Raw genomic sequence first — 19,841 nt, forward strand, 5'->3', positions numbered from 1 at the left:
TCCAGGAAACCCTAGTTGGCAGTGGGGTTCAGCGGGATTTCCTGGAGTCGTATCAGCGTCGTATCACCCCGGGCCGTGGTTTACGGCCCAAGTAACCTCGAGTCGGAGTGCTCATGCCTTACTCGTACACCGAAAAAAAGCGCATCCGCAAAAGTTTCGCCAAGCGTGAGGACGTGCAAAACGTTCCTTTTCTGCTGGCGACACAGCTTCAATCCTACCTAACTTTTCTGCAGGCGGATACGCCTCCGTCGCAGCGGGCCAACGATGGTTTACAAGCGGCGTTTTCGTCGATCTTCCCCATCGTCAGCCATAACGGAATGGCGCGGCTGGAGTTCGTCAGCTATGTGCTGGGCGAACCGGTGTTCGATGTCAAGGAATGTCAGCAACGTGGCCTGACCTACGCGTCGCCCCTGCGCGCGAAGGTTCGTCTCGTCCTGCTCGATCGCGAAGTCAGCAAGCCCACGGTCAAGGAAGTGAAGGAACAGGAAGTCTACATGGGCGAGATTCCGCTCATGACGGGCACCGGTTCGTTCGTCATCAACGGTACCGAACGCGTCATCGTGTCCCAGCTGCACCGCTCGCCCGGCGTGTTCTTCGAACACGATCGCGGCAAGACGCACAGCTCGGGCAAGCTGCTGTTCTCGGCCCGTGTGATTCCCTACCGTGGTTCCTGGCTGGATTTCGAATTCGACCCCAAGGACGTGCTGTTCTTCCGCGTGGACCGTCGCCGCAAGATGCCGGTGACCATCCTGCTGAAGGCCATCGGCATGACGCCGGAAGGCATCCTCAGCGAGTTCTTCGACTTCGATCGCTTCGATCTGCAGCCCGAAGGCGCGATGATGGAATTCATTCCCGAGCGCTGGAAGGGCGAAATGGCCCGCTTCGACATCAATGACAAGTCGGGCAAGGTCATCGTCGAAAAGGACAAGCGCATCAACGCCAAGCACCTGCGCGACCTGGCCGCCGGCGGTATCGAACGCATCTCCGTGCCGGAAGAATTCCTGTATGGCCGCGTGCTGGCCAAGAACATCGTCGATGGCGACACCGGCGAGGTCGTCGCGCACGCCAATGACGAGATCACGGAAAGCGTGCTCAGCGCGCTGCGCGCCGCCAACATCAAGGAATTCCAGACGCTGTACACCAACGACCTGGATCGTGGCCCGTACATCTCGCAGACCCTGCGCACCGACGAAACCGCCGACCAGATGGCGGCGCGCGTGGCCATCTACCGCATGATGCGTCCCGGCGAACCGCCCACGGAAGAAGCCGTCGAAGCGCTGTTCCAGCGCCTGTTCTACAGCGAGGAAACCTACGATCTGTCGCGCGTGGGCCGCATGAAGGTCAACAGCCGCCTGGGTCGCGGCGACGACATCACCGGTCCGATGACGCTGACCAACGAGGACATCCTCGCCACCATCAAGGTGCTGGTCGAGCTGCGTAACGGCCGCGGCCAGATCGACGATATCGACCACCTGGGCAACCGCCGCGTGCGTTGCGTCGGCGAACTGGCGGAAAACCAGTTCCGCGCCGGCCTGGTGCGCGTGGAACGCGCGGTCAAGGAACGCCTGGGCCAGGCCGAGACCGAAAACCTGATGCCGCACGACCTGATCAACTCCAAGCCGATTTCCGCGGCCATCAAGGAGTTCTTCGGTTCGAGCCAGCTGTCGCAGTTCATGGACCAGACCAACCCGCTGTCGGAAATCACGCACAAGCGTCGTGTTTCCGCACTGGGCCCGGGCGGCCTGACGCGCGAGCGCGCCGGCTTCGAAGTGCGCGACGTGCATCCCACGCACTATGGCCGCGTCTGCCCGATCGAAACGCCGGAAGGCCCGAACATCGGCCTGATCAACTCCATGGCGCTGTATGCCCGCCTGAACGAATACGGCTTCCTGGAAACGCCGTATCGCAAGGTTATCGACGGCAAGGTCAGCGACCAGATCGACTACCTGTCGGCCATCGAGGAAAGCCACTACGTGATCGCGCAGGCGAACGCGGCGCTGGACGATGAAGGCCGTTTCGTCGACGACCTGGTGGCTTGCCGTGAAGCCGGCGAAACCATGCTGACGTCGCCGACCAACGTGCACTACATGGACGTCGCCCCGTCGCAGATCGTGTCGGTCGCCGCATCGCTGATTCCGTTCCTGGAGCACGATGACGCGAACCGCGCGCTGATGGGCGCCAACATGCAGCGCCAGGCCGTGCCTTGCCTGCGTCCGGAAAAGCCGCTGGTCGGCACCGGCATCGAACGCACCGTGGCCGTCGACTCCGGCACCACCGTGCAGGCGCTGCGTGGCGGCGTGGTCGATCACGTCGATGCGGACCGCATCGTGATCCGCGTCAATGATGAGGAAAACGTCGCCGGCGAAGTCGGCGTGGACATCTACAACCTGATCAAGTACACGCGTTCGAACCAGAACACGAACATCAACCAGCGTCCCATCGTGGCTCGCGGCGACAAGGTCGCCAAGGGCGACGTGCTGGCCGATGGCGCATCGACGGACCTGGGCGAACTCGCCCTGGGCCAGAACATGCTGATCGCGTTCATGCCCTGGAACGGCTACAACTTCGAAGACTCGATCCTGATCTCCGAAAAGGTCGTCGCCGATGATCGCTATACCTCGATCCACATCGAGGAACTGACGGTCGTCGCCCGCGATACCAAGCTGGGACCCGAGGAAATCACGCGCGACATCAGCAACCTGGCCGAAACGCAGCTGAACCGCCTGGACGACTCCGGCATCACCTACATCGGCGCCGAAGTCGGCCCCGACGACGTGCTGGTCGGCAAGGTCACGCCCAAGGGCGAAACCCAGCTGACGCCGGAAGAAAAGCTGCTGCGCGCCATCTTCGGCGAAAAAGCTTCGGACGTTAAGGACACCTCGCTGCGCGTGCCGTCCGGCATGACCGGCACGGTGATCGACGTGCAGGTGTTCACGCGTGAAGGCATCGTGCGCGACAAGCGCGCCCAGTCCATCATCGACGATGAACTGCGCCGCTATCGCCAGGACCTGAACGACCAGCTGCGCATCGTCGAGAACGACCAGTTCGACCGTATCGAAAAGATGCTGGTGAACAAGGCCGTCAACGGCGGCCCGCGCAAGCTGGCCAAGGGCGCGACCATCACCAAGGCCTATCTGTCCGATCTGGACCGCTGGCAGTGGTTCGATATCCGCCTGGCCGACGAACAGCATGCGCTGGTGCTGGAACAGGCCAAGGAATCGCTGGAGCAGAAGCGTCACCAGTTCGACCTGGCCTTCGAGGAAAAGCGCAAGAAGCTGACGCAGGGCGACGAACTGCCGCCGGGCGTGCTGAAGATGATCAAGGTGTACCTGGCCGTCAAGCGCCGCCTGCAGCCTGGCGACAAGATGGCCGGCCGTCACGGCAACAAGGGCGTGGTGTCGCGTATCACCCCGGTCGAGGACATGCCGCACATGGCCGACGGTACTCCCGTCGACATCGTGCTGAATCCGCTGGGCGTGCCTTCGCGGATGAACGTCGGGCAGGTGCTCGAAGTGCATCTGGGCTGGGCCGCCAAGGGCGTGGGCCAACGCATCGAAGAGCTGCTGCGCGACGAACGCACGGCGCAGGCCAAGTCGCTGCGCGGCTACCTGGAGAAGGTCTACAACACGACCGGCACCGGTGCCCGCATCACCGACCTGACGGACGACGAAGTCATCGAAATGGCGCGCAACCTCAAGCGTGGCGTGCCGTTCGCGACCCCGGTGTTCGACGGCGCGACCGAAGAGGAAATCGGCAAGATGCTGGAGCTGGCCTACCCCGATGAGGTGGCCCAGCGCATGCAGCTGACCGATATCCGCACGCAGGCCTGGCTGTTCGACGGCCGCACCGGCGAGAAATTCGAGCGTCCGGTCACCGTTGGCTATATGCATTACCTGAAGCTGCATCACCTTGTCGACGACAAGATGCATGCGCGTTCGACCGGTCCGTACTCGCTCGTTACCCAGCAGCCGCTGGGCGGCAAGGCGCAGTTCGGCGGCCAGCGTTTCGGGGAAATGGAAGTGTGGGCCCTCGAAGCCTACGGCGCTTCCTACACCCTGCAGGAAATGCTCACGGTCAAGTCCGACGACATCACGGGCCGTACCAAGGTATACGAGAACATCGTCAAGGGCGATCACGTCATCGACGCCGGTATGCCGGAATCCTTCAACGTGCTGGTGAAGGAAATCCGCTCGCTGGCCCTGGACATGGATTTGGAGCGTAACTAATGAAAGCGCTACTCGACCTTTTCAAGCAAGTCTCGCAAGACGAGCAGTTCGATGCCATCAAGATCGGCATCGCCTCGCCCGAGAAAATCCGTTCGTGGTCTTACGGCGAAGTCCGCAAGCCCGAAACCATCAACTACCGCACGTTCAAGCCGGAACGCGATGGCCTGTTCTGCTCGAAGATCTTCGGGCCGATCAAGGACTACGAGTGCCTGTGCGGCAAGTACAAGCGCCTGAAGCACCGTGGCGTGATCTGCGAAAAGTGCGGCGTTGAAGTCACCGTCGCCAAGGTGCGCCGCGAGCGCATGGGCCATATCGAACTGGCCAGCCCCGTCGCGCACATCTGGTTCCTGAAGAGCCTGCCGTCGCGCCTGGGCATGGTGCTGGACATGACGCTGCGCGATATCGAGCGTGTCCTGTACTTCGAAGCCTGGTGCGTGATCGAGCCGGGCATGACCCCGCTCAAGCGCGGCCAGATCATGTCGGACGACGACTTCCTGGCCAAGACCGAAGAGTACGGCGATGACTTCCGCGCGCTGATGGGCGCGGAAGCCGTGCGCGAACTGCTGCGCACCATCGACATCGACCGCGAAGTGGAAACGCTGCGCGGCGAGCTCAAGGCCACCGGTTCGGAAGCCAAGATCAAGAAGATCTCCAAGCGCCTGAAGGTGCTGGAAGGCTTCCAGAAGTCGGGCATCAAGCCCGAGTGGATGGTCATGGAAGTGCTGCCCGTGCTCCCGCCGGACCTGCGTCCGCTGGTGCCGCTGGACGGCGGCCGCTTCGCGACCTCCGATCTGAATGACCTGTATCGCCGCGTCATCAACCGGAACAACCGCCTGAAGCGCCTGCTCGAACTGAAGGCGCCCGAAATCATTCTGCGCAACGAAAAGCGCATGCTGCAGGAAGCCGTCGACTCGCTGCTCGACAACGGCCGCCGCGGCAAGGCCATGACGGGCGCCAACAAGCGCCAGCTGAAGTCCCTGGCCGACATGATCAAGGGCAAGAGCGGCCGCTTCCGTCAGAACCTGCTGGGCAAGCGCGTGGACTACTCGGGCCGTTCGGTCATCGTGGTGGGTCCGCAGCTCAAGCTGCATCAGTGCGGCCTGCCCAAGCTGATGGCGCTGGAGCTGTTCAAGCCCTTCATCTTCAACCGTCTGGAAATGATGGGTCTGGCCACGACCATCAAGGCGGCGAAGAAGCTGGTCGAAAGCCAGGAACCGGTGGTGTGGGATATCCTCGAAGAGGTCATCCGCGAACACCCGGTGATGCTGAACCGCGCGCCGACGCTGCACCGCCTGGGCATCCAGGCCTTCGAACCGGTGCTGATCGAAGGCAAGGCGATCCAGCTGCATCCGCTCGTCTGCGCGGCGTTCAACGCCGACTTCGACGGTGACCAGATGGCCGTGCACGTCCCGTTGTCGCTGGAAGCGCAGCTGGAAGCCCGCACCCTGATGCTGGCGTCCAACAATGTGCTGTTCCCGGCCAACGGCGAACCGTCCATCGTGCCGTCCCAGGATATCGTGCTGGGTCTGTACTACACGACGCGCGAGCGTATCAACGGCCGCGGCGAAGGCATCTTCTTCACCGACGTGGCCGAAGTGCAGCGCGCCTACGACAACGGCGAAGTCGAGCTGCAAAGCCGCATCACCGTGCGCCTGACGGAATTCGACAAGGACGAACAGGGCGAATGGCAGCCCGTGGTCCGTCGCTACGAAACCACCGTCGGCCGTGCGCTGCTGTCGGAAATCCTGCCGCGCGGCCTGCCCTTCACGGTCCTGAACAAGGCCCTGAAGAAGAAGGAAATCTCGCGCCTGATCAACCAGTCGTTCCGTCGCTGCGGCCTGCGCGACACGGTGATCTTCGCCGACAAGCTGATGCAGTCGGGCTTCCGCCTGGCCACGCGCGGCGGCATCTCGATCGCCATGAACGACATGCTGATCCCCTCCGCCAAGGAAAGCATCCTTGGCGAGGCGAGCCGTGAAGTCAAGGAAATCGACAAGCAGTACTCGTCGGGTCTGGTCACGTCCCAGGAGCGCTACAACAACGTTGTGGACATCTGGGGCAAGGCCGGCGACAAGGTCGGCAAGGCGATGATGGAGCAACTGGCCACCGAGCCCGTGATCAACCGTCACGGCGAAGAAGTGCGCCAGGAATCCTTCAACTCCATCTACATGATGGCCGACTCCGGCGCCCGCGGTTCGGCCGCCCAGATCCGCCAGCTGGCGGGCATGCGCGGCCTGATGGCCAAGCCGGACGGCTCGATCATTGAAACGCCCATCACGGCGAACTTCCGTGAAGGCCTGAACGTGCTGCAGTACTTCATCTCGACGCACGGCGCGCGTAAGGGTCTGGCGGATACGGCGCTGAAGACCGCGAACTCGGGTTACCTGACCCGTCGTCTGGTCGACGTGACGCAGGATCTGGTCATCATCGAAGACGATTGCGGCACCTCGCAGGGCTATTCGATGAAGGCGCTGGTCGAAGGCGGTGAAGTCATCGAACCGCTGCGCGACCGCATCCTGGGCCGTGTGGCGGCGATCGATATCGTCAATCCCGATACGCAGGAAACGGCGATCGAGGCTGGCACGCTGCTGGACGAAGACCTGGTCGACCTGATCGACCGCATCGGCGTGGACGAAGTCAAGGTCCGCACGCCGCTGACCTGCGAAACGCGTCACGGCCTGTGCGCGCATTGCTATGGCCGCGACCTGGGCCGCGGCTATATGGTCAACGTCGGCGAAGCGGTCGGTGTCATCGCCGCGCAGTCCATCGGCGAACCGGGCACGCAGCTTACGATGCGTACCTTCCACATCGGTGGCGCGGCTTCCCGTTCGGCCCTGGCCAGCGCGGTGGAGACCAAGTCCAACGGTACGGTGGGCTTCGCCAGCACGATGCGCTACGTCACCAACGCCAAGGGCGAACGCGTGGCGATCTCGCGCTCCGGTGAAATCGTCATCCATGACGACAACGGCCGTGAACGCGAACGCCACAAGATTCCCTACGGCGCCACGGTGCTGGTCGGCGACGGCGAAGCCGTCAAGGCCGGCGCCCGCCTGGCAAGCTGGGATCCGCTGACCCGTCCTATCGTGTCGGAGTATGCCGGCCAGGTGCGCTTCGAGAACATCGAGGAAGGCGTTACCGTCGCCAAGCAGGTGGACGAAGTCACCGGCCTGTCGACGCTGGTCGTCATCACGCCCAAGACGCGCGGCGGCAAGATCGTCATGCGTCCGCAGATCAAGCTGGTCAACGAGTCCGGCGAAGAGGTCAAGATTGCCGGCACCGATCACTCGGTGAACATCTCGTTCCCGGTGGGCGCGCTGATCACGGTGCGCGACGGCCAGCAGGTGACGGTCGGCGAGGTGCTCGCGCGTATTCCGCAGGAATCGCAAAAGACTCGCGACATTACCGGCGGTCTGCCGCGCGTGGCCGAGCTGTTCGAAGCCCGTTCGCCCAAGGATGCCGGCATGCTGGCCGACGTCACGGGTACGGTTTCGTTCGGCAAGGACACCAAGGGCAAGCAGCGTCTGGTCATCACCGACCTGGAAGGCGTCAGCCACGAGTTCCTGATTCCGAAGGAAAAGCAGGTACTTGTGCACGACGGCCAGGTGGTGAACAAGGGCGAAATGATCGTCGACGGTCCGGCGGATCCGCACGACATCCTGCGCCTGCAGGGCATCGAGAAGCTGGCTACCTACATCGTGGACGAAGTGCAGGACGTGTACCGTCTGCAGGGCGTGAAGATCAACGACAAGCACATCGAGGTGATCGTTCGCCAGATGCTGCGTCGTGTGAACATCGTCGATGCGGGCGATACGGCGTTCATCCCTGGCGAACAGGTCGAGCGTTCCGAGTTGTTGAACGAGAACGATCGCGTGGTTGCCGAGGATAAGCGTCCGGCCAGCTACGACAACGTCCTGCTGGGTATCACGAAGGCCTCGTTGTCCACGGATTCCTTCATTTCGGCTGCCTCGTTCCAGGAGACCACGCGTGTCCTGACCGAAGCCGCCATCATGGGCAAGCGCGACGACCTGCGCGGCCTGAAGGAAAACGTCATCGTGGGTCGCCTGATTCCCGCGGGTACCGGCCTGGCGTATCACCTTGCCCGCAAGGACAAGGAAGCGCTGGAAGCGGCGGAACGCGAAGCGGCCCGCCAGCTGGCGAATCCTTTCGAGGAAGCGCCCGTTACCGTCGGTTCGGACAGCGAAGGCGATGTGGCGCCGGAAGGCGGCCAGGAGCCGGCCAGCGAGTAAGGCCGCGGCGAGGCGGCAGCGAGGCGGCTCTTTCAGGGCCGTCTTCCAGGCCGCTTCAAAGCCGACTTTGCGCGCTGGCGCGACAAAGCCCCGGAGGAAAGGACATCCGTCCTGCCCTCCGGGGCTTTTTTTATGCCTCGCCGCGCCTGTCCGTGTCGCCTGGCCGTGTGCTCAGCGCGTCTGGCGGAACGAACCGTGCAACGGTTTGAAGTCCGGTGCGATGCGGCTTTTGTAGATCAGCGACACGGGATCGTCGCCGCGATGGGGCGTCAGGTTGGCCGTCACGGAAACCTCGTAGTCGCCATTGGTGCGGGCCGTGACGTCGAATGACATGCGGGTCAGTGCATCGGCGGACGGCGGCGGATCACGATCCGGCGCGACGCTGTCCGTCGCGGCCTGGCGGCGCAGGTCCAGCTGCACGCGGGCGAACAGCCGCGCCAGTATGGGCGTCGCCTGCATGCCGACGCGGCCCATGGTGCGGGAGAACAGATGCCCGGCGGATCTTTCGCCGGCGCGGTTGGCCGGATCGCCGTCGCCGCGCTGGCGGCGTTCGTGCTCGATGATCTGCAGCACGGCCTTGCGCCGTGGCGCCGGCAGGAACGGCAGGTGGCGTTCGAAGACGCGCAGGGTGGTATCCGACATCCCCGCCACATAGCGCTGGACATCCAGCCCGTCCGCGCCGACCAGGGCTTTCGCCAGCAGCGTGGTGACCTGCGCATCGCGCTGGCTGCGCGTCCATGGCGCGTCGCCATTCATCGCGGCCACGCCTTGCGACAGCATGTCGGACACGCCGCGCAGCGTGTCCGAGGCCGCGCGGTTTTCATCGGCGCCCAGCTTGAGCATGAGGCGCGCGCGGATGATTAGCCGCGCGCGCATGCATTGATCCAGCGCGTTCTTCAGGACGCGGGCGCAGGTTTTTACGCCGCCGTCGTAGGCGGATAGGGTCAGCCGGCCCTGCGTGCCGGGAATGGACGCCGTGTCGAATGCGACGCGCAACGGCGCCGAGGCCAGCGCCGCCGCGGCGTTCTCCAGTTCGGCGTTGCCACGGCTGTCGGCCAGGTCGCTCAGGAAGCGGATCGGACTTTCACCGCGCCGTTCCCGCATGCTCACGGCGGTCGCCAGGTTGCGCAGCGGCGTTTCCAGGTCTTCCGGGGATATGCCGTCCTGCGCCAGTACCCGCAACACCGCCGCGAAAGGCTGCTCGCGCGCGGAAATTTCCCGGTCGACGGCGCCGCAGCTACGCTCTATGGTCAGGCGGCCGCAGGGTCCGGGCGCTATCCGGTCAGGGCCGGACATGGCGACGCGCGGGAGATACTCGCGCAGAAGAAGCAGTTCGGTGAACGCGTAGGGCGCCAGCGGCGGCGTATATGGCGCGCTCGCCTGGTCCGCATGCGGACCAGGCATGGGATAGGCCGAATTGGGCATGGCCAGGCGGCCGCCCGCGGCGACGTAGGCCGCTTCCGTAGCGAGCGTTTCCGCCAGGGCGAAGGCCATGCGCGGACCATGCGGTTCCGCGCCGCTCAACAGCGTCTTCAAGAGGCATTCGTAGGCGGCATCCAAATTCAGGCGTGCATGCCGTAGCGGATTGCCGGCGCGCGGCAGAGAGCCGTGCATTGCCGTGCGCAGCAGCCGGCGAACGCCACCCAGGACGCTCTTGGCCTTGGCGCCCGTCAGCGCCGCGGTACGGTGTCCGGATTCGGGTTGGGCGGTAAAGCGTTTGTCGCCCACCTTGCCGATAGGGGCGGGCTGGCGTGTCGCTGGGGTACCGGCGCCACGACTCTTGGTTGGGACGTCTGTCATCGTCGGGATGCGCCGCGGCGCCATGCCGCCCGCATCCAGCCGGCGATACGCGTCGCCAGGATCGGCGGAAGGTTGCTGGGAACAGGCCGAGTCTATGTGGGCCCACCGCGCGGGTCTGTCGGCGCGGTGCGCTTCCAGCCCCGCCGCGCCTTCCGCCGGTACGTGGGAATATTCCGTGTGCGGATCGGCGCCGCGGTGTCGGCGAATCAGTTCCGTCCGCGCTCAAAGATCCATGGTGCGCGGAATCACGACAGCCTGTCCATGGACCTGACCGGCCTCATCGCGCAATTCCCAAAGCGTTGCCTGCTCGATCAGGAACCTTTTGCCGGTCTTGGTGATGCGGATGCCGCGATAGCCGCTTTCGAAGCCGGCGCGCCGCACCCGTTCCAGAAAGCGTTCACGCTCTTCGCGATTCGGCGCTTCGGCCGACAGCCGCGAAGGCAATCGGGTGAGTTCGTCCCAGCTGTACTCGAAGCGGCGCTGCGCCGCCTTGTTGCCGTAAATGAACCGCGGATCGGCATCGGTGTTGTGCGCCAGCACCGCGAACGGCGCTTCTTCGTATAGCCAGTGCGCCGCTTCCACGGCTTGCATGGGCTGGGGCAGCAAGGGCTGCCCCAGCAACCGTTCATGGCTTTCGCTCAATAGCTGGATAAAGGCCGGGTCCTTGTACAAAGGCAAATCCACTGCATATTCCTTCTGGTTTCAGCCGCCTTGCGCGGCCTTGGCTCGCTGGAAGGCGGGGCCCCAGAGAGGGTGCCCGATTTCCGCGGGACCGAGCGTGAAAGCCGGTTCCAGTTCCAGGATGCGCTTGAAGTCATCCTCGCACAGCGCGCGGTAGCCTGTCACGCAGTAGCTGAACGCCTGCAGTTTGAGCGATTCCACGCGCATATCGGCGGGCGCCGTCGCCAGTACGTCGGAGGTCGCCACGGTGCGGATGACGTCGCCGTAGGCGCCTGCCTGGTAGCGGTCGCGCACCTGCGCCAGGGCGTCGATGGCTGCCTGGCTCGGGGCGGGCGGCGGCGGGGGAGGCGCGGAAGGGGCGGCACACGCGGCAAGCGTTGCCGCCATGCCGGTCAACAATAAACGAACGAGGGTATGCATGTCGGAGCCTGATGCGGGTGGACTCGCGGCTCCCGATAGCCCGGGCGCCGCGCGCGGGATGTTTAAACCGCGACATATTGTGTCTTGAGGTCCGCCTAAAGAACAAGCAGGTGGACGAATGAATGGCATTTTTACCTCAGCCTTGAGGTGGGCGTTTCCGCCGCATTGCTGATCGCGCCCCGTGCGTCGGCGCCACGGATTGCTGCGGCAAAAGTAAAAGATGATATTGAATGTTAATGGGTCGCCCGGGAACGCCCGATGCGGCGGGCCAAATCGCGCGCGCCATGGTGCCAGCCTGGCTGCTTCATGATTCAATCCATTTCTTCCCTCATCCAAATGATGGCGCGCCCGACCAAAGGTTTAACGCGGGCGGCGGAGTTCGTGGGCGAGGTACGAGAGCAATGGAAGCGCGGCGCTCGGCGGGCCGCGGGGGATGCGGGAGATGGGTTTCGGAGTCAAAACGATGTCTGTATCGCCGGCCTTCATGCCCGGGGCGGAACATCCCGCGCCCGAGCCTTTCGGGTATAGACCCCTGGCGGCGATCGCGGCCGCCTCGGCGGGCGGCGTGCCGCAGAAGCGCATCGGCCGGGTGATTTCGGAAATTGCACCGGAACTCATGGCGGCACACCGGCAAGGCAAGGTGCATGGCGCCATCTCCGTCCATACCGTCGGGCTGGACGAATTCGGCTATGCCCATCTCATGGTTCCCGCGCTCTATCCGGATCACCCGGGATCGATGGAGCCGGCGTCCTGCTTTGCCGCGGTGGAGCAGTTCGACCCCGACCCCGTGCAGGCCTGCGGGCCTTGGACCGACGTTTATGCGCTGTGCGCGGTCATGTGCTCGCTGGTCAGCGGATCGCAGCCGCCCCACGCGCTGGCGCGCCGGTCCAGCGACCAATATGTTCCCCTTACCGAGCGCGCGCCGCGCGGCTACGACGCCGCCTTCCTGGCGGTGATCGACCAGGGCCTGTCGCTGACGCCGGCCCTGCGGCCGCAATCCGTCGCGGACCTGTGCGGAATGCTGGGCGTCTCCTGCGTGCCCGAAACCCAGGAAGACGCCTCCACGGACGCGCGCGGCGCGGGTGCCGGGCCGGCCGGCGGCGGCGCCGGCGCCGCGGGTCAGGGCAGCGCCCGGCGGCGCGGTGCGGGTGGTGTGGCCGCCATCCTGGCCGGCGCCCTGGTCGCCGCGGGCGTGTGGGCGTGGTTGAACCGGGATGAAGGGCCTGCCCCAGGGGCCGGCGATCGGGTGGCGGGGCCCGTGGTGCTGTCGTCGCGGTCGTCTTCCGCGACCCCGGCGCCATCGCCATTCGCGCAGGGATCGAGCGATGCCGCCAAGGGCGCGCCCGCGGGGAGCACCGGCCAGCAGGGCCCGGGCCGTCCGGGCAGCGACGAGGCGGGCCGCGCGGCTGGCGCGCAATCGGCGTCCGTGCCAACCGACGCCGCGGATGGCGGCGCGGGATCCTCGCTGCCTGCCGTTCCGGGCACGTCGGCAGCGTCCGCCGGCGCGACCAGTCCGGCGTCGCCCGAAGCCGGCACGCCGGCGGTCCGTCCGGCCAGGCCGCCGACGGTGGCGGTCAAGGTGGACATACAGCCCTGGGGCGAAATCTTCGTCGATGGCGTTTCGCGCGGCATCAGCCCGCCCGTCAAAACCTTGAACCTGCCTGCCGGACGGCATACGGTCGAGGTGCGCAATGCCGACCTGGCGCCTTACCGGTTGTCGCTCGATCTGAAGCCCGGCCAGCCCGCCGCGATCCGGCATGTTTTCCAGTAGGCGGCGGCGCGGCGCCCGGCCCTGGGGTTTTCCCTGGAAAGCTTTTGACAGGCGCCCGAAACTACGCTAAATTCATGGGCTCACTGATTTATCCGCGTACAAAAACCCGGCAAAACGAAAACCCCTAAGGCGAGACACGGGGGGTTGTTCCAGGTTTTGTGCGCTTTATTTGTCTGCAAGACCCGCTCTTTTACGTAATTGTTTGAGGCGGTTTTGCGCGAACTGCCTCCCCTGTGAACCGCTGCCCGCCGGGCTGCCGGGGCGGAGGGGGCGAGTACGAAAGTACTTACCAGTGGTACGTAAAAGGGAATTTCCAGGTCATGCCTACCATCAGCCAACTCGTGCGCAAGCCGCGCGAAGTCAGCATCGCCAAGAGCAAGAGCCCCGCGCTCGAAAATTGCCCTCAGCGACGCGGCGTGTGCACTCGCGTGTACACCACCACCCCCAAGAAGCCGAACTCCGCGCTGCGTAAGGTCGCCAAGGTGCGCCTGACCAATGGCTACGAAGTCATTTCGTACATTGGCGGCGAAGGCCACAACCTGCAGGAACACTCCGTCGTGCTGGTGCGCGGCGGCCGTGTGAAGGATCTGCCGGGCGTGCGCTACCACATCGTGCGCGGCTCGCTGGACCTGCAAGGCGTGAAGGATCGCAAGCAGGCCCGTTCGAAGTACGGCGCCAAGCGTCCGAAGAAGGCCTGATACCCGGCCTTCGGGCCTCAGGTTTATACGGTCGATACGCCTCACGGGCGGCCCCGAGCCGCCCGCCCCGTGCAGCCGCGCCCGGTTATAGCGCGGCACGTAAGTGGCCATCCCGCCTGGATGGCCGTGGCCATGGCCAACGCCGTGGTTCAACTGAACTGACACAAGGAAGCAAGAAATGCCCCGTCGTCGCGAAGTCCCCAAGCGCGAGATCCTGCCCGATCCCAAGTTCGGCAGCGTCGAGCTCGCCAAGTTCATGAACGTTGTGATGCTGGACGGCAAGAAGGCCGTCGCCGAGCGCATCGTCTACGGTGCCCTCGAGCAGGTGCAAAGCAAGAGCGGCAAAGATCCGCTGGAAGTCTTCAGCACCGCCATCAACAACGTCAAGCCCATCGTCGAAGTGAAGAGCCGCCGTGTTGGCGGCGCGAACTACCAGGTGCCGGTTGAAGTGCGCCCTGTGCGCCGCCTGGCCCTGGCCATGCGCTGGGTCCGCGAAGCCGCCAAGAAGCGCGGCGAAAAGTCGATGGACCTGCGTCTGGCTGGCGAGCTGCTCGATGCGTCGGAAGGTCGCGGCGCCGCGATGAAGAAGCGCGAAGACACGCACAAGATGGCCGAAGCCAACAAGGCTTTCAGCCATTTCCGCTGGTAATCAAAGGATTTATCAATCATGGCTCGCAAAACCCCCATCGAGCGCTATCGCAACATCGGCATCTCTGCGCACATCGATGCAGGGAAGACCACCACGACGGAACGCATCCTGTTCTACACCGGCGTCAATCACAAGATTGGCGAAGTCCACGACGGCGCTGCCACCATGGACTGGATGGAACAGGAGCAGGAGCGCGGCATCACGATCACGTCGGCCGCGACGACCGCTTTCTGGCGTGGCATGGCCGGCAACTATCCCGAGCACCGCATCAACATCATCGACACCCCGGGACACGTGGACTTCACCATTGAAGTCGAACGTTCCATGCGCGTGCTCGATGGCGCTTGCATGGTGTATTGCGCGGTGGGTGGTGTGCAGCCGCAGTCCGAAACCGTGTGGCGCCAGGCCAACAAGTACGGCGTGCCGCGCCTGGCCTTCGTCAACAAGATGGACCGCACCGGCGCCAACTTCTTCAAGGTCTATGACCAGCTGAAGACGCGCCTGCGCGCCAATCCCGTGCCCATCGTGATCCCCATCGGCGCCGAAGATGGATTCACGGGCGTGGTGGACCTGATCAAGATGAAGGCCATCATTTGGGACGAAGCGAGCCAGGGCACCAAGTTCGACTACGTCGACATTCCGGCCGAGCTGCAATCCGCCGCCGATGAGTGGCGCGAAAAGCTGGTCGAATCCGCGGCCGAATCGTCCGAAGAGCTGATGAACAAGTACCTGGAAACGGGTGAGCTCACGGAAGAGGAAATCAACCAGGGCATCCGCTCGCGCACCATCGCCGGCGAAATCCAGCCGATGCTGTGCGGCACGGCCTTCAAGAACAAGGGCGTGCAGCGCATGCTGGACGCGGTCATCGACTACCTGCCGTCGCCCGTGGACATTCCCCCGGTGGACGGCCAGGACGACGAAGGCAATGCGATCAACCGCAAGGCCGACGACGGCGAAAAGTTCTCCGCGCTGGCGTTCAAGCTGATGAGCGATCCTTTCGTCGGTCAGCTGACTTTCGTGCGCGTGTATTCCGGCGTGCTGAAGTCCGGCGATACCGTCTACAACCCCATCAAGGGCAAGAAGGAACGTATCGGCCGCATCCTGCAGATGCACGCGAACAACCGCGAGGAAATCAAGGAAGTTCTGGCTGGCGACATCGCCGCCGTGGTGGGCCTGAAGGACGTCACGACCGGCGAAACGCTGTGCGACATCGATTCGCACATCCTGCTCGAGCGCATGGAGTTCCCCGAGCCCGTGATCTCGCAGGCCGTGGAACCCAAGTCCAAGAGCGACCAGGAAAAGATGGGCCTGGCCCTGTCGCGCCTGGCGCAGGAAGATCCGTCGTTCCGCGTGCGCACCGATGAAGAATCGGGCCAGACCATCATTTCCGGCATGGGCGAACTGCACCTGGAGATCCTGGTCGACCGCATGAAGCGCGAATTCGGCGTGGAAGCCAACGTCGGCAAGCCGCAGGTGGCGTACCGCGAAACCATCCGCAAGACCTGCGACGAAGCCGAAGGCAAGTTCGTCAAGCAGTCCGGCGGTCGCGGCCAGTACGGCCACGTCGTTATCAAGCTGGAACCGCTGCCCCCGGGCGGCGCCGGCTTCGAGTTCGTCGACGCCATCAAGGGCGGCGTGGTTCCTCGCGAATACATCCCCGCGGTCGAAAAGGGTATCGTCGATACGCTGCCGTCCGGCATCCTGGCGGGCTATCCCGTCGTGGACGTCAAGGCGACGCTGTTCTTCGGTTCGTACCACGACGTGGACTCGAACGAAAACGCGTTCCGCATGGCGGCGTCCATGGCCTTCAAGGAAGGCATGCGCAGGGCCTCGCCGGTGCTGCTGGAACCGATGATGCACGTCGAAGTCGAAACCCCGGAAGACTACGCCGGCACGGTCATGGGCGACCTGTCGTCCCGCCGCGGCATGGTACAAGGGATGGACGACATCCCCGGCGGTGGCAAGATCATCAAGGCCGAGGTCCCGCTGGCCGAGATGTTCGGCTACTCCACCAGCCTGCGTTCGCAGACCCAAGGCCGCGCCACGTACACGATGGAATTCAAGCAGTACGCTGAAGCGCCGAAGAACGTGGCCGACGAAGTTATCGCAGCCCGTACCAAGTAAATCATCCGCGATACGTCCCGGCCGCGCCGGGACGCCGCAATTAACGAGTTTCCTTGAAAGTTCAAAGGATAAGAGATCATGGCAAAAGGCAAGTTTGAACGTACCAAGCCGCACGTGAACGTGGGTACGATCGGTCACGTGGACCACGGCAAAACGACGTTGACGGCGGCGATCACGACGGTGCTGTCGAACAAGTTCGGCGGCGAAGCGAAGGCGTACGACCAGATCGACGCGGCGCCGGAAGAGAAGGCGCGCGGTATCACGATCAACACGGCGCACGTGGAATACGAGACGGAATCGCGTCACTACGCGCACGTTGACTGCCCGGGCCACGCTGACTATGTGAAGAACATGATCACGGGCGCGGCGCAGATGGACGGTGCGATCCTGGTGGTGTCGGCCGCTGACGGCCCGATGCCGCAGACGCGCGAACACATTCTGCTGAGCCGCCAGGTGGGCGTGCCGTACATCATCGTGTTCCTGAACAAGGCGGACATGGTGGATGACGCCGAGCTGCTGGAGCTGGTGGAAATGGAAGTTCGGGAGCTGCTGTCGAAGTACGACTTCCCGGGCGACGATACGCCGATCGTGAAGGGTTCGGCCAAGCTGGCGCTGGAAGGCGACAAGGGCGAGCTGGGCGAGCAGGCGATTCTGAAGCTGGCCGAAGCGCTGGACACGTACATCCCGACGCCGGAGCGCGCGGTCGACGGTACGTTCCTGATGCCGGTGGAAGACGTGTTCTCGATCTCGGGTCGCGGCACGGTGGTGACCGGTCGTATCGAGCGTGGCGTGATCAAGGTTGGCGAGGAAATCGAAATCGTCGGTATCAAGCCGACGCTGAAGACGACCTGCACGGGCGTGGAAATGTTCCGCAAGCTGCTGGACCAGGGCCAGGCCGGTGACAACGTGGGTATTCTGCTGCGCGGCACCAAGCGTGAGGAAGTCGAGCGTGGCCAGGTGCTGGCCAAGCCGGGTTCGATCACGCCGCACACGGATTTCGACGCCGAGGTGTACATCCTGTCCAAGGAAGAAGGTGGTCGTCACACGCCGTTCTTCAACGGCTATCGTCCGCAGTTTTACTTCCGTACGACGGACGTGACGGGCACGATCGAGCTGCCCAAGGACAAGGAAATGGTCCTGCCGGGCGACAACGTGTCGATGAAGGTCGCGCTGCTGGCGCCGATCGCCATGGAAGAAGGCCTGCGCTTCGCGATCCGCGAAGGCGGCCGTACCGTGGGCGCCGGCGTGGTTGCCAAGATCATCAAGTAATTCGCGACGCCGCAAGGGGCGGCACTGAATTGGGTCGCCCCCTCTCGTTCTTTAGGAAACGCCATGAAAAACCAGAAAATCCGCATCCGCCTGAAAGCGTTCGATTACAAGCTGATCGATCAGTCGGCTGCTGAAATCGTCGACACGGCCAAGCGCACCGGCGCCGTCGTGCGCGGTCCCGTACCGCTGCCCACGCGCATCCGCCGCTACGACGTGCTGCGTTCGCCGCACGTCAACAAGACGTCGCGCGACCAGTTCGAGATCCGTACCCACCAGCGCCTGATGGACATCGTCGATCCCACCGACAAGACCGTCGACGCGCTGATGCGCCTGGACCTGGCTGCCGGCGTGGACGTCGAAATCGCGCTGGAGTAATTCTTCTTGAAGAGATCCTGCGTATCCCATGGGTGCGCAGGTAGCAAGCGCAGGTAGCAAAAAGCAAGGCCGCCGATGAAGTATCGGCGGCCTTGCTTTTTTATCCAGCGGTTTCCTTAGTGGCAGCCTGTCGTGCCCAGCGCCAGGTAAAGACGTGCCCGGTTCAGCAAGCGCTGGAAATGGTTGTCGTCATACGCCGACGACACGTTGCGCCACTTTTCCTGCGCGTCCAGCCACTGCTGCAGATAAGCGGCGCCCTTTTCGTAGCGGACATGCATCAGGTCGGCGGCCTGCCGCGCGGCTTGGCGCGCGCGGTACAACGCCTCGTGGCTCCTGCGCAGCCGCGTCTCGGCGGAGAGAAGATCTTCCACTTCGGCGAGCGCCTTGTAGAGCGTGTCGCGGAATTGCACGACGCGTTCTTCGTAGTCGGTTTCGGAGATACCCACTTTCAGCCGACGCTCCCGCCACTCCAGAAACGGCAGCGTCATTGCGGCGGCGAGGGATCTCGCCGGGTTGCCGATCACGTCGGCCAGCGCGCGGCTGGCACCGCCCAGTGCGCCGGTCAGCGTGATGGACGGATACAGCGCCGCGCGGGCCGCGTCGGCGTCCGCCAACGCGGCCCGCAGTCGTGCTTCTCGGGCCCGTACGTCAGGCCGTGTGGCCAGCACCTCCACCGGCAAGCCAGCGCGAATGCCGGGCGGCGGCACCGCGGGCAGGGTCGTGGGCTCGTCGTAAATGGAGGCGGGCGCGGCGCCACGCAGCACTGCCAGCCTGTCACGCGCTTCCACGCGTTGCTGCAGCAGATCCGAGAGGGCGGCTTCCTGCTGCTGCCAGGTCTGTTCGGACTGCACGACGTCCAGATAAACGCTTGCACCGGCTGCGTGGCGCGCGGCGACCAGGTCGCGGACCTGGCGCGCGGATGCCACGTTATCCGTCTCTCGATCGATGCGCTGGTTCAGATACCCCAGCTCCCAATACAAGCGCGCCGCCAGATATGACTGGGATCGCGCCACGTCCGCATGGTCTTCCGCCTTGGCGAGCGCGCGCCAGTGCGCCGCTTCCGCGTCGTGTTCGAGCCTGCCCCAGAGATCGAGGTCATAGCTGACGGAGAGGCGCGCGCCGGCGGACTTTCTTTCGTGACCGCGGCGACCGGCGCCGCCGGATATTGATCGCTCAAGACGGGCCTCCACGCCGGGAAGGCGTTGGCCGTCCGCCACGCCGGCCTGCAATTGTTCGCGCCTGGCCTGAAGCGCGGCCAGTGCCAGGTCGCCATTCCCTTCCAACACGGCCTCCACCCATTTGTCCAATGCTTCGTCGCCGAAGTTTTGCCACCAGGCGTCGCCGTGCGGAGCGGCGTGGGCCACCGGCGTGGCGACGGCTTGGGACGCGGCCGTAGCGGCCGCCGGCTGCGTGGTGAAGGCACCCGTGTTCCGGCCGGCTTTCGCGTTGCCATTCGCCGCGGCAGGGCGATCCGCATCATGCAGCCAAGCGGCAGGCATTTCGATCGCCGGCGCCTGATACGGCGTTCGCGTTCCGCCGCAGGCCGCCAGCAAAGCGGGCGTGCTTATCGCGGCTACGCGA

Annotated in this window: 12 protein-coding genes; 8 read left to right on the top strand and 4 right to left on the bottom strand. The window is 64.4% G+C overall.

Annotated elements, in window-relative coordinates; genetic code table 11:
* Positions 1-113 precede the first annotated feature (113 nt).
* Positions 114-4,226 carry a DNA-directed RNA polymerase subunit beta gene (gene rpoB / locus ACNA0R_RS00490; protein ID WP_415823940.1) on the top strand — a complete coding sequence of 1,371 codons (4,113 nt, stop codon included), beginning with the start codon at positions 114-116 and terminating at the stop codon, positions 4,224-4,226.
* Positions 4,226-8,473, top strand: coding sequence for a DNA-directed RNA polymerase subunit beta' (gene rpoC / locus ACNA0R_RS00495; RefSeq protein ID WP_415823941.1), 4,248 nt, complete (start codon positions 4,226-4,228; stop codon positions 8,471-8,473). Before rpoB ends, rpoC begins: the two co-directional genes overlap by 1 nt.
* Before the next feature lie 171 nt (positions 8,474-8,644).
* Here the strand turns inward: rpoC and ACNA0R_RS00500 are convergent, their stop codons facing one another.
* The 3 genes from ACNA0R_RS00500 to ACNA0R_RS00510 all read right to left on the bottom strand — a co-directional run bounded on the left by ACNA0R_RS00500 (position 8,645) and on the right by ACNA0R_RS00510 (position 11,374).
* On the bottom strand, positions 8,645-10,273 hold the full coding sequence (locus ACNA0R_RS00500; RefSeq protein ID WP_415823942.1) for a hypothetical protein: 1,629 nt from the start codon (positions 10,271-10,273) through the stop codon (positions 8,645-8,647).
* Between the two features lie 222 nt (positions 10,274-10,495).
* Positions 10,496-10,957, bottom strand: a complete 462-nt coding sequence (locus ACNA0R_RS00505; RefSeq protein WP_415823943.1) for an MEKHLA domain-containing protein — start codon at positions 10,955-10,957, stop codon at positions 10,496-10,498.
* A gap of 18 nt (positions 10,958-10,975) precedes the next feature.
* Entirely contained in the window at positions 10,976-11,374 is a 399-nt protein-coding gene (locus tag ACNA0R_RS00510) for a TssQ family T6SS-associated lipoprotein (protein WP_415823944.1), read from the bottom strand.
* 463 nt (positions 11,375-11,837) lie between these two features.
* On the opposite strand from ACNA0R_RS00510, the gene ACNA0R_RS00515 reads away from it, so the two are divergent.
* The 6 genes from ACNA0R_RS00515 (at position 11,838) to rpsJ (ending at position 18,260) form a co-directional block, all read left to right on the top strand.
* On the top strand, positions 11,838-13,145 hold the full coding sequence (locus tag ACNA0R_RS00515) for a serine/threonine-protein kinase (RefSeq protein WP_415823945.1): 1,308 nt from the start codon (positions 11,838-11,840) through the stop codon (positions 13,143-13,145).
* Between the two features lie 320 nt (positions 13,146-13,465).
* A complete protein-coding gene (gene rpsL, locus ACNA0R_RS00520; protein WP_086059085.1) occupies positions 13,466-13,843 on the top strand; it encodes a 30S ribosomal protein S12 in 378 nt (125 codons plus the stop codon).
* Between the two features lie 178 nt (positions 13,844-14,021).
* Positions 14,022-14,492, top strand: a complete 471-nt coding sequence (rpsG, locus tag ACNA0R_RS00525; protein ID WP_066357414.1) for a 30S ribosomal protein S7 — start codon at positions 14,022-14,024, stop codon at positions 14,490-14,492.
* A gap of 18 nt (positions 14,493-14,510) precedes the next feature.
* Positions 14,511-16,616, top strand: coding sequence for an elongation factor G (gene fusA, locus ACNA0R_RS00530; RefSeq protein ID WP_415823946.1), 2,106 nt, complete (start codon positions 14,511-14,513; stop codon positions 16,614-16,616).
* 78 nt (positions 16,617-16,694) lie between these two features.
* Entirely contained in the window at positions 16,695-17,885 is a 1,191-nt protein-coding gene (gene tuf / locus ACNA0R_RS00535; RefSeq protein WP_066357411.1) for an elongation factor Tu, read from the top strand.
* A 63-nt stretch (positions 17,886-17,948) separates the two neighbouring features.
* Positions 17,949-18,260, top strand: a complete 312-nt coding sequence (gene rpsJ / locus ACNA0R_RS00540) for a 30S ribosomal protein S10 (RefSeq protein ID WP_066357409.1) — start codon at positions 17,949-17,951, stop codon at positions 18,258-18,260.
* A gap of 116 nt (positions 18,261-18,376) precedes the next feature.
* Here the strand turns inward: rpsJ and ACNA0R_RS00545 are convergent, their stop codons facing one another.
* The gene (locus ACNA0R_RS00545) at positions 18,377-19,759 is read right to left on the bottom strand and encodes a TolC family protein (protein WP_415823947.1); all 1,383 of its coding nucleotides are present in this window, start codon (positions 19,757-19,759) and stop codon (positions 18,377-18,379) included.
* Between the last annotated feature and the right edge of the window lie 82 nt (positions 19,760-19,841).

Source organism: Bordetella sputigena (assembly GCF_965137885.1).
Lineage (GTDB): Bacteria > Pseudomonadota > Gammaproteobacteria > Burkholderiales > Burkholderiaceae_B > Bordetella_C > Bordetella_C sputigena.

What these genes read in the sequence shown, in the direction of transcription:
- rpoB (WP_415823940.1), top strand. Translation starts at nt 114, where the DNA reads ATGCCTTACTCGTACACCGAAAAAAAGCGCATCCGCAAAAGTTTCGCC.
- rpoC (WP_415823941.1), top strand. Translation starts at nt 4,226, where the DNA reads ATGAAAGCGCTACTCGACCTTTTCAAGCAAGTCTCGCAAGACGAGCAG.
- ACNA0R_RS00500 (WP_415823942.1), bottom strand. Translation starts at nt 10,273, where the DNA reads ATGACAGACGTCCCAACCAAGAGTCGTGGCGCCGGTACCCCAGCGACA.
- ACNA0R_RS00510 (WP_415823944.1), bottom strand. Translation starts at nt 11,374, where the DNA reads ATGCATACCCTCGTTCGTTTATTGTTGACCGGCATGGCGGCAACGCTT.
- ACNA0R_RS00515 (WP_415823945.1), top strand. Translation starts at nt 11,838, where the DNA reads ATGTCTGTATCGCCGGCCTTCATGCCCGGGGCGGAACATCCCGCGCCC.
- rpsL (WP_086059085.1), top strand. Translation starts at nt 13,466, where the DNA reads ATGCCTACCATCAGCCAACTCGTGCGCAAGCCGCGCGAAGTCAGCATC.
- rpsG (WP_066357414.1), top strand. Translation starts at nt 14,022, where the DNA reads ATGCCCCGTCGTCGCGAAGTCCCCAAGCGCGAGATCCTGCCCGATCCC.
- fusA (WP_415823946.1), top strand. Translation starts at nt 14,511, where the DNA reads ATGGCTCGCAAAACCCCCATCGAGCGCTATCGCAACATCGGCATCTCT.
- tuf (WP_066357411.1), top strand. Translation starts at nt 16,695, where the DNA reads ATGGCAAAAGGCAAGTTTGAACGTACCAAGCCGCACGTGAACGTGGGT.
- rpsJ (WP_066357409.1), top strand. Translation starts at nt 17,949, where the DNA reads ATGAAAAACCAGAAAATCCGCATCCGCCTGAAAGCGTTCGATTACAAG.
- ACNA0R_RS00545 (WP_415823947.1), bottom strand. Translation starts at nt 19,759, where the DNA reads ATGCCTGCCGCTTGGCTGCATGATGCGGATCGCCCTGCCGCGGCGAAT.